We start from the raw sequence: 13,308 nt of genomic DNA, 5'->3' as shown, positions 1-13,308 counted from the left end.
AAATATGGAACAAAAGAATTTAGATGTTTGGATTGAATCGAGAGAACTAACGAAACTTGTTTAAGATTCAACAAAAAGTTACCCAAAAGAAGAAATTTTTGGATTGACAAACCAAATGAGAAGATGTACGGCTTCCGTTCCTTCAAATATTGCAGAAGGTTGTGGAAGAAATACTTCAAAGAAACAATACATTTTCTTTTATTGCAAGAGGTTTTCTTTTTGAACTTGAAACACAGTTTTATTTATCATTAGATTTAGAATACATAAATGATGAAAAACTAACAATAATTTCAAATCAGATTACAGTTTGCAAAAAGTTATTAAACGGATTTATTAATTATTACAAAACAAAATAATGACAGATATTTCAAACCCAACAACCAATAACCAACAACCGACAACCAAGGTTCTCGTTTTTGATAATTACGACAGCTTTACCTACAATCTCGTTCAGATTATCGAAAGAATTCTGAATGAAAAAGTCGACGTTATCAGAAATGACCAAATTTCATTGGAAGAAATTGAGAAATATGACAAAATCATTCTTTCACCCGGTCCCGGAATTCCTGAAGAAGCGGGAATTTTATTGGATTTAATTAAAAAATATGCTCCTACAAAAAGTATTCTTGGTGTTTGTTTGGGTCAACAGGCCATTGCAGAAGCTTTTGGCGGAAACCTCATCAATCTCAGCGAAATCTATCACGGTGTTGCTACGGAAGCTATACAAACCAGTGAACACAAACTGTTCAAAGATTTGCCACAAACTCTTGAAGTCGGAAGATATCACAGTTGGGCAGTCAACCCAGAAAGTTTTCCTGATGAACTTGAAATTACAAGTACAGACAGTAAAGGAATGATTATGAGTTTGAAACACAAAACGTACGATGTTCATGGTGTTCAGTATCATCCGGAAAGTATTCTGACACCTGATGGGGAAACGATTATTAAGAATTTTTTATTGTGTTGATAGATTTTGGTTGATGGTTGATAGAAATAAATAACTATTAAAAACCATCAACTAATTACTAAAAACCAACAACGATTTACACTATGAAAGAAATCCTACAATACCTGTTCAATCATCACACCTTATCCAAATCTGAGGCGAAGGCGATAATGATTGAGATTGCTCAGAATAAATTCAATGCAACGGAAGTCACCGCTTTTATAAGCATTTTTTTGATGCGGAATATTACACTGGAAGAGCTTAAAGGTTTCAGAGAAGCGTTACTGCAAATGGCGGTTCCGGTAAATTTGAGTACCATCGATACAATTGATATTGTTGGAACAGGAGGTGACGGAAAAAATACCATTAATATTTCTACTTTGGCAAGTTTTGTCGTTGCAGGAACCGGACAAAAAGTGGCGAAACATGGCAATTACGGGGCTTCAACAATCACAGGTTCATCCAATGTGATGGAAGCTTTGGGCTATCAGTTCAAAAAAACTTCCGAAGAATTGAATCAGGATTTAGAAAAAGCAAACATTTGTTTTCTTCACGCTCCCTATTTTCATCCGGCCTTACAATCGGTTGTTACATTAAGAAAATCTTTAGGTTTACGAACTTTTTTCAACCTTTTGGGTCCGTTGGTGAATCCCGCAAAACCTCGACTTTCAGTGATTGGAGTTTATAATCTTGAAATTGCGAGAATTTATCAGTATTTGCTTCAGAAAGAAATCCGGGACTTTGTTTTGGTTCAAGGAATGGATGGTTATGACGAAATCAGTCTTACCCATGACAGCAAAATCATTACAAAAAATGGGGAAAATATTTATTCGGCGGAAGATTTAGGTTTTAAAACTGTTAATCCGGAAAATATTAAAGCAGGAAATACACCCGAAGAAACTGCAAAAATTTTCAGAAATATTTTAGAAGGAAAAGGCACAGAATCTCAAAATGCAGTGGTTTTGGCAAATGCAGCCGTTGCATTATATTATACCAATAAATTTGGAACTTACGATGATTGCCTGAATCTGGCAAAAGATAGTCTGGAAAGTGGAAAAGCGTTACATTGTTTGAAGCAATTAGTTAATCATTAAAATAAGATACAAATGAATAAACTGCTCATATTTTTAGTCTTTTCTTTTTCATTACAAGCTTGTAAAGATAAACCCCTTGAGAAAAAAACAATTCCGGTTGTGAAAACTCACGAAAAAATGGTGGAACTCTCTAAAGCGGAAAGCGAAAAAATAATAGAAATCATTAGAAATGGAGACGTTAAAGGTGTCCAAGATTTACTCAGCAAAGGAACCGATGTAGATTCCAGATTTGATGGATTTTTTAGAGGAGGAAGACAAGAGAATGCAACGGATGCTTCTAATAAAGAATGGACAATGCTAATGCTAGCAACTTTTTACAATCAAATAAAAATTGCAGAATTGCTGCTCGACAAAAATGCGGATATTAATCTTCAAAATAAAGCAGGACATACTGCATTTTTCTTAGCTTGTGCTAACAGAAATGAGAAAATGGCAAAGTTTCTATTAAACAACAACGCAAATGCTAAAATTGACAGTAAAGATTCAGATGGAACTTCTGCCTTGCAATGGGCTTTAGCTTATGAATGGAACGACATCGTTAAAAAATTGTTAGATCTGAATGTTAACGTGAATAGCTTCAGTAAAGAAACAGGAAGAAACACGCTTTTGGATGCATTATTCAGCGAAACTATTTCCCAGGAAGTTATTTCAAAAATAATAGATAAAGGTGCTGATGTAAGCTATACCAATCCGAAGGACGGAGAAAATGCTCTGATGTGGGCTTGCAAAAAAGGATTTATCGACATTGCAAAGAAGATTGTGAGCAAAGGCGGAAATATCAATTCGGTTTCGAAAAACGGTACCACTCCACTTTCCTCCGTGTCAGGAAACGAATTGTGTTCAACGGAACTTATGGATTTTTTAGTAAAAAAAGGTGCGAAAATAAATACTGAAAAGTATGGAAGAACACCATTAATAGAAGCAGTTTCCTCAAACTGCATCGAAAAAGTAAGAGATCTCGTAGAAAACGGTGCCAATATCAACCAAAAGAGCGAAGGCTTCGGAGGTGTTTCTCCGCTAACGGAAGCATTGTGGCAAACGAATCTCGAAATCACAAAATATCTTGTTGAAAATGGTGCAGACGTAAATATACAGAGAGACAATGGGGAAACTGCACTGCTTGTGGCGGTCTGGAACGAAAAAAATCTTAACGCAGTAGATTTATTAATACAAAAAGGGGCTGATGTGAACCAAACCAACGACGATAAACAAACTCCTCTTTTAAAAGCTATTCAATATAATCTTTACGACATTGCGGTTTTACTGTTAAAAAATGGAGCAAGCACCGATGTTAAAGATTTTTACGGTCATACAATACAGAGTACATTAAAAGAAACGGTAGAACGAACAGGAAACAAAAAATGGCTTGCCTTAAAATTATAAAACCTTAAAAGAATGAACATTCTCGATAAAATCATAGCAAGAAAAAAACAGGAAATTTCAGATTCAAAAACAATAGTTCCTCTACAACAGTTGAAAGATTCAGAATTTTTCGCGAGAAAAACTTGTTCGCTTAAAGAAAGTTTAACATCAAAATCCGGAATTATTGCTGAATTTAAAAGACAGTCTCCATCAAAAGGAATCATTAATGATACAATTTCTCCTTTAGAAGTTGTTTCAGCTTATGAACAATTCGAAGCGAGCGGAATTTCTATTTTAACGGATAAAGATTTCTTCGGAGGGAGCTTCGAAGATATTTTACAAGTCAGAAATCATATCAATATTCCGATTCTGCGAAAAGATTTTATGATTAATGAATACCAGTTTTATGAAGCAAAAGGTATGGGAGCTGATGTCGTTTTGTTGATTGCAGCCTGTCTTTCGCCTCAGCAGGTTCACGAGTTCACCCAGCTTTCTCATGAATTGGGCCTGGAAGTTTTATTGGAAATTCACACTGAGGAAGAGCTGAAACATTTTAATTCAGAAATTGACTTGGTGGGAATTAATAACCGGAATTTAAAAGATTTCAAGGTTGATTTGCAGCATTCTGTTAATCTGAAAAACCAGCTTACAGAAAATATTTTGTCGGTTGCTGAAAGCGGAATTTATCATATGGATGACTTTAAGTATTTAAAAGAAAAGGGATTTGATGGATTTCTAATGGGCGAATATTTTATGAAACATGAAAATCCGGGAAATAAATTCTCTGAATTTATTTCGAATGTATCAATATAACATTTTACCAATTTAACAATGTCTGAAAACCAAAACCCATCAACCAACACCCATCAACCAAAAATCAAAGTTTGCGGATTAACTCAGCTTGCTCAAATTCTTGAATTAGTGGCATTAAAAATCGATTTTCTCGGTTTTATTTTTTATGAAAAATCTCCAAGATATGTTCTGAATTACTTGAGTTTAGAGCAAATTTCAGAAATTCGACATTATGGAAAAGTAGGTGTTTTTGTGAATGAAAGTGTAGAAAATATTATTGAAATCTCAGAAAAAGCAAACTTAAATTTCATTCAGCTTCACGGTGATGAAACCGAGCATTTCATTTCAGAATTAAAACAAAAACTCAATCCAAAAATTGAAATAATCAAAGTCATAAGAATAGGAAACCAATCCTCGAACGAATTACAAAAAACCATCAACCAAAACCTGTTAAGCATCAACTATTTCTTATTTGATACTGACAGCCAAACATTTGGCGGAACCGGAAAAACTTTCGACTGGAATATTTTAAATGAAGTTAAAATCCCAATACCTTATTTTCTGAGCGGCGGAATTTCTCTGGAAAACATCCATCAACTATCAACTGTAAACCAACAACCATTTGCAATTGATATTAACTCAAAGTTTGAATTGGAAGCTGGAATTAAAGATTTAGAAAAAATAAAAGAATTAATAAGTAAATTTAAAAATCCCAATGAAATGATTTTTTAAAGGATAGGATACAAATCCTCTCACACAAATTATAAAAACACAAAGAAATGTCACAATCATTAGTTAAAAATTATGTTCATATCATCTTCAGTACAAAACACCGAAATGATTTTATAGATGAAAGCATTGAAGAAGAACTTTTTGCCTATATATCCACAATATGCAAAAATCTTAGTAGCCCTTCCATCAGGATTGGAGGAACAGATAATCACATTCATATTCTTTTGACTTTGTCACCAAAATATGCGTTGATGAAAGTGGTTCAGGAAATAAAAGCTCATTCTTCAAGATGGATAAAAACCAAAGGAAGGAAATATCAAGATTTTTTCTGGCAGGATGGTTACGGCGCTTTTTCGGTAAGTCAAAAACATATTTTTGCAACGATTAATTATATTACAAACCAAAGAGAACATCATGAAAATGAAGATTTCAAAACAGAATTCATTAATATCCTGGATAAATACAAAACGGATTACGATGAAAAATACCTTTGGGATTAAATCAGAACCAGTCACGAAGTGACGTATTTCTAAAGGATAGGATGATAATCCTATCAAAACATGAAATACAATACAATACAATACAATACAATACAATACAATACAATACAACATGTAAATTAATAGGACTCACGTCCTATCCTTTAATAAATCGTCCCTTCGGGACTCTTTCTAAATGATAAATACAACATCATGAATTATAAAACCCCCGACGAAAACGGATATTACGGAGAATTTGGCGGAGCTTTCATCCCCGAAATGCTCTATCCGAATGTTGAAGAGTTGCAAAAAAATTATCTTAAGATTATTGAATCGGAAGAATTTCAAAATGAATATCAGGATTTGCTGAAAAATTATGTTGGTCGCGCCACCCCACTTTATTTCGGTAAGAATTTAAGTAAAAAATACAATACAAATGTTTATTTAAAAAGAGAAGATCTCAATCACACCGGAGCTCATAAAATCAATAACGCTTTAGGGCAGGTTTTATTGGCAAAACGTTTAGGAAAAAACAGAATTATTGCAGAAACCGGAGCCGGACAACACGGCGTTGCAACGGCAACAGCTTGTGCTTTATTGGGTCTTGAATGTATTGTCTATATGGGCGAAATCGATATTCAAAGACAAGCTCCGAATGTAGCAAGAATGAAAATGTTAGGCGCTAAAGTCGTAGCCGCAACTTCGGGTTCAAAAACCTTGAAAGATGCTGTGAATGAAGCCTTAAAAGACTGGATCAACAATCCTGTGACTACTCATTATGTGATTGGAAGCGTAGTTGGTCCGCATCCTTTCCCTGATTTGGTGGCAAGATTTCAGAGTATCATCTCAAAAGAAATTAAGGAACAGCTTCTCGAACAGACTGGAAAACAAAATCCTGACTATATCATTGCCTGCGTTGGTGGCGGAAGTAATGCAGCCGGAGCTTTCTACCATTTCGTGGAAGAAGAAAATGTGAAAATTATTGCCGCGGAAGCAGGAGGTTTTGGGATTGATTCAGGAAAATCTGCCGCCACTACTTTTTTGGGAACATTAGGTGTTTTACACGGAAGTAAAAGCTTGGTGATGCAGACAGAAGACGGACAGGTCATCGAGCCCCATTCTATTTCAGCAGGTTTGGATTATCCCGGAATCGGACCGTTTCACGCCCATTTATTTAAAGAAAAAAGAGCCGAGTTTTTTAGTATTAATGATGATGAAGCTTTACAATCAGCATTTGATCTTACAAAACTGGAAGGTATTATACCCGCACTGGAAAGCGCTCATGCTTTGGCGGTTTTGGATAAAAAGAAATTTAATGAAAATGATGTCGTAGTTATTTGTTTAAGTGGCCGTGGTGATAAGGATATGGAAACATATTTGAAACATCTTAATCATTAATTTTGTAAAAAACTATTAACAATTATGTTTGGAAAAACTATTAAAATATTTCTAATTGATGGAGAACCTAATGGAAGATTGACATGTGAACTTTCAAATTGGACAGGTAAAGCATTTAAAATTCCTAGAAATAAAATAAAGGTTTCTACGGATCGAACGGAGTTAGAAAGCACCGGCATTTATATTCTTTTTGGAAAATCCACAGACAATAAAGATTTAGCTTATATTGGAGAAGGAGAAGAAATATACAAAAGAATTATTCAGCATGTATCAGGAAAAGATTTTTGGAACGAAGCTGTTGTTTTCATAAGTAAAGATGAAAATTTAAATAAGGCTCACGTAAAATATTTGGAAAACAGACTTTATGAAATCGCTAAAAAAGTTAACAGATACAATTTGGATAATTCTAATATTCCTACCCGCTCAAGCATATCAGAATCTGACAGAGCTGAAATGGAAGAATTCATTGAAAATATAAAATTGTTGACCAACACTTTAGGTTATAAGATTTTTGAAGAATTAATTCATGAAAATCAAACAATTGAGGATCAAAAAAATAACACTTTTTACATTAGAGCCTCAAGAGGAGCAAATGCTCAAGGGCAAATTACCAATGAGGGTTTTGTCGTTTTAAAAGATTCTGAAATTGCAGATTCGGTGACCACTTCTTTAAATCAGTCCATTATAAATTTTAGACAAAGATTAATTGATGAACAAAAAATTGTAAACATTAATAATAAATTAATTTTTACTGAAGACTATTTATTCAGCAGCCCATCAACAGCTGCGGCAATAGTTATGGGTAGAAGTGCAAACGGATTAACTGAATGGAGATTATCTGACGGACGAATTTTAAAATCAGTTGAAATTTAATTATGAAAAAACTAAACATCTACTTCACCGCAGGAATTCCAAAGTTGGAAGATACTGCCGATATTATAAAAACCATTCAGGATGCCGGAGCGGATATGATCGAAATCGGAATGCCTTATTCCGATCCTGTTGCAGATGGGCCGGTCATTTCTCAGGCTCATGAACTGGCGTTGAAAAACGGAATGAATATTGAAAAGCTATTTTCTCAGTTAAAATCCATTAAAAACGAAATAAAAATTCCAATCATTTTAATGGGTTATATCAATCCGGTTTTAAGTTTTGGATTTAAAAACTTCTGTAGAGAATGTTCCGAATGTGGAGTTTCAGGACTAATCATCCCTGATTTACCGCCAATCGAATTTGAGAAAAATTACCAAGAAATTTTAGAGAAATATCATTTAAACTTCACATTTCTGGTGACCCCGGAAACTTCAGACGAGAGAATTCTATATCTGGATTCTTTAAGTTCAGGATTTTTATATGCAGTAAGTTCATCTTCTACAACAGGAAACGAGAATGCAGTTTTAAAAAACGAAGAATATCTTTCAAGATTAGCATCTCTCCCATTACAAAATCCGGTCATGATTGGTTTTGGAATTAAATCTAAAGAAGATTTCGAAAACGTAACCGAAAAAGCACAAGGCGGAATCATTGGAACCGCTTTTGTAAACATTCTTCTGCAAAATAGAGATTGGGAAACAAAAGCCATAGATTTCATCCATTCCATAAAAGCATAAAAATCACTAAATTTGGGTATTCAAAAATTGGTATGAACACACATCAGAATAAAATCGTAGAATTTGAAGATTTAGGCATAAAAGAATATCAACCCGCTTGGGATTATCAGGAAAAACTGATGAAAGATATTATTGATACCAAAATTAAAAACAGAGATTTACCCGAAGAACAGCATATTACAACACCCAATCACTTTCTTTTAGTCGAGCATCCTCATGTTTACACCTTAGGAAAAAGCGGACATGAAGAAAATATGTTGGCCGGAATCGATAAATTAAAAGAAATCGATGCTACTTTTGTAAAGGTAAACCGTGGTGGTGACATTACCTATCACGGTTACGGACAGATCGTCGGTTATCCTGTTTTAGATCTTGAAAATTTTTTTACAGACATTCATAAATACATGAGAAACCTGGAAGAAGTCATCATTAGAACGATTGCAGAATATGGTTTGAAAGGCGAACGTTCAGAAGGTGAAACCGGAGTCTGGCTGGATGTTGGAAAACCTTACGCCAGAAAGATTTGTGCAATGGGTGTAAAAGCCTCGCGTTGGGTAACTTTGCATGGTTTTGCCTTAAATGTTAATACCGACATGCGTTATTTTGAATACATTATCCCTTGCGGTATCAAAGACAAACAGGTCACTTCTTTAAAAAGAGAGCTCGAAAGAGAACTGACTCCCGAAGAAATGGAAGACATCAAAGCAAAAATCAGAAAGCATTTTGTAGATGTTTTTGAAGCAGAATTGGTGGTGAAAGCTTAATAAAATATTTGAACGATATAAAATCTGTTTCTTTTGGGGAGCAGATTTTTTTGTTAGCATACTTTAGTTGATTTGATTTATATTCTTTACTTTTAACAAACTATAGTTTGACTGACAGCTAAATTTAATCATAGTAAAATGGTAGAGCTAATTTCCACGATAAACGAAATTATTAAATATGGACTTAAGCCAAATTTAACAGTAACCGACAAAGAAAAGTGGTTAGAACGGCATTTAGTAAAAATTTACGATCTGTATTTCGAAATAGAATACAAATTCGATGATACACAGTATCCAAGTTTCGACAAATCACGACTTCCGGATATCAGGAAAAATATTACAAGTAATTTTAAAAACTTTGGGTTTTATAAAACTGTCCTTGATATTAATGATATTGATAACTTAAAAGACAATACAATTGGTGACGCAATTGATGATCTATCTGATATCATTACAGATTTGCTGGAAATCAAATGGAGAATTGAAAATAACAGCCTAGCAGACGGACTTTGGTTTTTCGAACTGATATTTCGCAGCCATACCCAACAACATATTCTTGACCTTCTAAACTTTATAATACAGAAAAAATGAATGACGAAAAACTAATTCCCGATTTACAGGATTGGAGAAAATACAATGGCAAAGACTTTTCAATTGAAGATTGGATAAGAGCCGAAGGGAATGTAAGATTCATGATTGGATATTCCTTTCTTTTATGGCCTGATTTTACAGAATATGATGGCTGCATTATATTGAAAGCCCATTTTAACGAAAGCAATTTTGAAAACTGGAAAAATACCGAATCCATTAAAAACTACGCTCAAATTGAATCGGTTCTAAATCATATCCATATTCTGGATCTAGTGGGCACTGATGAAAAAAAAGATGAGGTGACTTATGAACAAATTTTATTTTTGGGAAACAGATTTTGCGACATATACTCAACAAAACTTCAAACTGAATTTCCTGAAAAAAAATTCATTATTAATTTTAATGGAAATGAAAGAGTAAATTCTTTTGAAGAATACCAAATAACATTTTATCAGGAGAAAAATTTGAATAGAAAAACCAAATTTGCTGATTAATTAAAACTAAAGAAATCGTACAAAAATGCTACAGTATAATAATTCCTTTTAAACCACTATTTCATTTGATTTATTTAAATTTTAAAGTTTATTTTTGAACCTCAAAAAAATAAACCATCAAACCCAATGTCACAGACTTTCAGACTATTTTTCCTTGTATTATATTTTTCATTTTTTTATTCCTTTGCACAGACCAATTATGTTTTCGAAATAGACAGCTTACTCAAAGTGAAAGAGCCCAGAATGTTTAATGGAGTGGTTTTAATCACTAAAAATGGAAAGCCGCAGTATTCCAGAGCTTACGGTTTTAAAAAAATCAATAATCCTGCACCCCTACAACAGAATGATCAGTTTGAAATCATGTCCAATACCAAGCAGGTAACGGCAGTTCTGATATTGAAAGAAGCAGAAAAAGGAAAAATCGATTTGCAGTCTGCTATTAGAAGATACCTCCCAACACTTACCCAGACTTGGGCAGATTCTGTCACCGTTCATCAGCTCCTGAACCATACCCACGGAATTACAGACATTGAAAAGCCCTTATCATTCAAACCCGGTTCAGAATTTAAATATGGAAATCTTTCGAATATTCTTTTAGGGAAAATCCTTGAAAATGTTACCGGTCAGCCGTACAGGCAATTGGCAGATCATCTGTTTCATCAATTAGGGATGAAAGATACGTTCTGCTATTCTAAAGAAAATCAGGGAAAACTTGTTTCAGGCCATCTTACCAACGGCCATATTTTCACTACCGTAGAGGAATCTTTTATTAATGATGAAAACCTGCCTGCAGATGGTGTAATAAGCACCGCAAAAGACCTATCCCTCTGGAATGATCAGCTTCATAAAGGAAAAATTTTAGGGGCTCAGATGTATAATTTGATGACGGCTCCTTCCGCAATGTCCCAGCACGATGTTTTTGGGAAAGACAAAAATGGCTATGGCTACAACATCAGGATCGTGAATGATCAGGACACCAAATATTTTGGTCATACGGGATTGGGAGACGGTTTTGCATCGCTTAATATTTACATTCCCGAAAGTGATGTCAGCATCATTGTCTTGGAAAATCAGATGAATGACGACAGCAATCTTTATTATTACTTCGAAAAAGAAATTAAAGATATTATACTCAGAAGTAATTTGCTTAAAAAATAAAATCCTCACAGCTGTATCTCCCCGATACAGTTTTTTTATTGACATAATTTTAAAATGTAATAGATATTATCAACAATTTTATTTTACAAAATTAAATTGTATACAATTTAATTTGGCAGTATATTTGCAACATACAATTCAAAATAAAATTTAACAAAATGTCATTAATAGAAAATTTGAACTGGAGACATGCTGTAAAAGCTTATGATGCTACCAAAAAAGTAAAAGAAGAAGATTTAAATAAAATTCTGGAAGCAGCAAGATTGGCTCCCACTTCATCAGGATTACAGCCGTTCAGAATTATTGTGGTTGAAAATCAGGAATTAAAAGAAAAAATGGTACAGGGTGCTTTAAACCCTGAAGTGATGAGAGATTCGTCTCACGTTTTGGTTTTTGCAGCCTGGGATAGCTATTCAGATGAAAAAATTGACAAAGTTTACGATTATCATACCGATGTAAGAGATTTGCCGAGAGGACGTTTCAGCAGCTACACCGATAAAATCAAAGAAATTTATGGTGCACAAACTCCGGAAGAGCATTTTGCACATACGGCAAGGCAGACGTATATTGCTTTAGGATTGGCAATGGCACAGGCTGCCGAACTGAGAATAGATTCTACACCTGCAGAAGGTTTCAGCAATGAAGTGGTTGATGAAATTCTTAATCTTAAAGAATTAGGTTTAAAAAGCGTAAGTCTGCTGTATCTTGGTTACAGAGACCTCGAAAAAGATTATCTTTCTCACATGAAGAAAGTGAGAATTCCGATGGAAGAATTTATCATTAAAAAGTAATATTTTTATCGGGGCAGCAATTTGACATTCGTCGAAAGCTATTTAGATTTTTTTTCGGGCAGCTTTTCCGTCTTCCGCTCCCACTCTTTTTTGCATCAGAAATTGTCTTAAAAAGAAAAATTTAGGAAAGCAAAAAAGGAGTTCCGCTCAAGTCGGGCTGCAAAGTCTCAGTAAAACAATATTTTCACAAAACATTCATTTATGGACAATCTTACCACTCCAAAACTGGAAAATCAAATTTGTTTTCCATTGTACGTCATCGCAAAAGAAATTACCGGTCTGTATCGACCTTTTCTTGATGAGCTGGATATCACCTATCCGCAATATCTCGTGATGATGATTTTATGGGAAAACGATGGTCTTGCAGTGAACAGCATCGGTGAAAAACTTTATCTTGACAGCGGCACTCTGACTCCACTTTTAAAAAGACTGGAAGCCAAAGGATTTATCCAAAGAAAAAGGAAAAAAGAAGACGAAAGGGTAGTTGAAGTATTCATTACAGAATCAGGAAAAGCACTTCAGCAAAAGGCGTGTGAAATTCCTGAAAAAATTCACAATAAAATAAATGTTACCAGGGAAGACTGGCTTGAACTGAAAGACAGCGTCCAAAAAATATTAAACAAAATAGAAAAATAAATGAAAACCTTATATACAACTGAAGTTACCGCAAAAGGCGGAAGAAACGGACACGTAAAAAGCAACAACGGAATTCTTGACTTAGAAGTCAGAATGCCCAAAGCTCTGGGCGGTTCAAATGATGACTTTACCAACCCTGAAATGCTTTTCGCAGCAGGATATGCCGCTTGCTTCGACAGCGCGCTCAACCTCATCATCAGCAAATCGAAAATTGAAACCGGAGAAACTACCGTAAATGCAAAAGTAAGCATCGGACAAATCGAAAACGGAGGTTTTGGATTAGCAGCCGAACTGGAGGTGAATATTCCCGGAGTTTCTTTGGAAGAAGCACAATCGTTAACAGAGAAAGCTCACCAAATCTGCCCGTATTCTAATGCGACAAGAAATAATATGGAGGTAAAACTTTCAGTGACGAATCATTAAGACTAAAATCTTATAAAAATATTTAATCTGCTTCTCAG

16 protein-coding genes and 1 pseudogene are annotated in these 13,308 nt (G+C 34.4%); all 17 read left to right on the top strand.

Going from position 1 to position 13,308, the window contains the following annotated elements; genetic code table 11:
- The first annotated feature begins 115 nt into the window (after window positions 1-115).
- The 17 genes and pseudogenes from BUA89_RS02420 (at window position 116) to BUA89_RS02340 (ending at window position 13,270) form a co-directional block, all read left to right on the top strand.
- Window positions 116-356 (top strand): annotated as a pseudogene (locus BUA89_RS02420) (four helix bundle protein).
- The gene (locus BUA89_RS02415) at window positions 356-967 is read left to right on the top strand and encodes an anthranilate synthase component II (protein ID WP_072953029.1); all 612 of its coding nucleotides are present in this window, start codon (window positions 356-358) and stop codon (window positions 965-967) included. The pseudogene BUA89_RS02420 and the gene BUA89_RS02415 overlap by 1 nt, the downstream one beginning before the upstream one ends.
- A gap of 83 nt (window positions 968-1,050) precedes the next feature.
- Window positions 1,051-2,040: an anthranilate phosphoribosyltransferase gene (gene trpD / locus BUA89_RS02410; RefSeq protein WP_072953028.1), complete on the top strand. Its 990-nt coding sequence runs from the start codon at window positions 1,051-1,053 to the stop codon at window positions 2,038-2,040.
- 12 nt (window positions 2,041-2,052) lie between these two features.
- Window positions 2,053-3,423, top strand: coding sequence for an ankyrin repeat domain-containing protein (locus BUA89_RS02405; RefSeq protein ID WP_072953027.1), 1,371 nt, complete (start codon window positions 2,053-2,055; stop codon window positions 3,421-3,423).
- Between the two features lie 12 nt (window positions 3,424-3,435).
- Window positions 3,436-4,215, top strand: coding sequence for an indole-3-glycerol phosphate synthase TrpC (trpC, locus tag BUA89_RS02400; RefSeq protein WP_072953026.1), 780 nt, complete (start codon window positions 3,436-3,438; stop codon window positions 4,213-4,215).
- Window positions 4,216-4,233: 18 nt separating this feature from the next.
- Entirely contained in the window at window positions 4,234-4,926 is a 693-nt protein-coding gene (locus tag BUA89_RS02395) for a phosphoribosylanthranilate isomerase (RefSeq protein ID WP_072953025.1), read from the top strand.
- Between the two features lie 47 nt (window positions 4,927-4,973).
- Window positions 4,974-5,426 (top strand): IS200/IS605 family transposase, encoded by a 453-nt coding sequence (gene tnpA, locus BUA89_RS02390; RefSeq protein WP_072953024.1) that lies wholly within the window; start codon window positions 4,974-4,976, stop codon window positions 5,424-5,426.
- A 192-nt stretch (window positions 5,427-5,618) separates the two neighbouring features.
- Window positions 5,619-6,803 carry a tryptophan synthase subunit beta gene (gene trpB, locus BUA89_RS02385; RefSeq protein ID WP_072953023.1) on the top strand — a complete coding sequence of 395 codons (1,185 nt, stop codon included), beginning with the start codon at window positions 5,619-5,621 and terminating at the stop codon, window positions 6,801-6,803.
- Window positions 6,804-6,827: 24 nt separating this feature from the next.
- Entirely contained in the window at window positions 6,828-7,676 is an 849-nt protein-coding gene (locus BUA89_RS02380; protein WP_072953022.1) for a GIY-YIG nuclease family protein, read from the top strand.
- 2 nt (window positions 7,677-7,678) lie between these two features.
- Window positions 7,679-8,413 (top strand): tryptophan synthase subunit alpha, encoded by a 735-nt coding sequence (gene trpA / locus BUA89_RS02375; RefSeq protein WP_072953021.1) that lies wholly within the window; start codon window positions 7,679-7,681, stop codon window positions 8,411-8,413.
- Window positions 8,414-8,445: 32 nt separating this feature from the next.
- Entirely contained in the window at window positions 8,446-9,177 is a 732-nt protein-coding gene (lipB, locus tag BUA89_RS02370; protein WP_072953020.1) for a lipoyl(octanoyl) transferase LipB, read from the top strand.
- Between the two features lie 138 nt (window positions 9,178-9,315).
- Window positions 9,316-9,768, top strand: a complete 453-nt coding sequence (locus BUA89_RS02365) for a hypothetical protein (protein ID WP_072953019.1) — start codon at window positions 9,316-9,318, stop codon at window positions 9,766-9,768.
- A complete protein-coding gene (locus tag BUA89_RS02360) occupies window positions 9,765-10,262 on the top strand; it encodes a hypothetical protein (RefSeq protein WP_072953018.1) in 498 nt (165 codons plus the stop codon). The genes BUA89_RS02365 and BUA89_RS02360 overlap by 4 nt, the downstream gene beginning before the upstream one ends.
- Window positions 10,263-10,388: 126 nt before the next feature.
- On the top strand, window positions 10,389-11,420 hold the full coding sequence (locus BUA89_RS02355; protein WP_072953017.1) for a serine hydrolase domain-containing protein: 1,032 nt from the start codon (window positions 10,389-10,391) through the stop codon (window positions 11,418-11,420).
- A 158-nt stretch (window positions 11,421-11,578) separates the two neighbouring features.
- A complete protein-coding gene (locus BUA89_RS02350; protein ID WP_072953016.1) occupies window positions 11,579-12,211 on the top strand; it encodes an NAD(P)H-dependent oxidoreductase in 633 nt (210 codons plus the stop codon).
- Between the two features lie 201 nt (window positions 12,212-12,412).
- Window positions 12,413-12,847, top strand: coding sequence for a MarR family winged helix-turn-helix transcriptional regulator (locus tag BUA89_RS02345; RefSeq protein WP_072953015.1), 435 nt, complete (start codon window positions 12,413-12,415; stop codon window positions 12,845-12,847).
- Complete coding sequence (locus BUA89_RS02340; RefSeq protein ID WP_072953014.1) at window positions 12,848-13,270, top strand: organic hydroperoxide resistance protein; 423 nt, start codon at window positions 12,848-12,850, stop codon at window positions 13,268-13,270.
- Window positions 13,271-13,308 lie beyond the last annotated feature (38 nt).

Origin of the sequence: Chryseobacterium arachidis (assembly GCF_900129245.1) — a bacterium.
GTDB classification, from domain to species: Bacteria; Bacteroidota; Bacteroidia; order Flavobacteriales; family Weeksellaceae; genus Chryseobacterium; species Chryseobacterium arachidis.
This window is presented reverse-complemented; position numbering and strand designations above follow the sequence as displayed.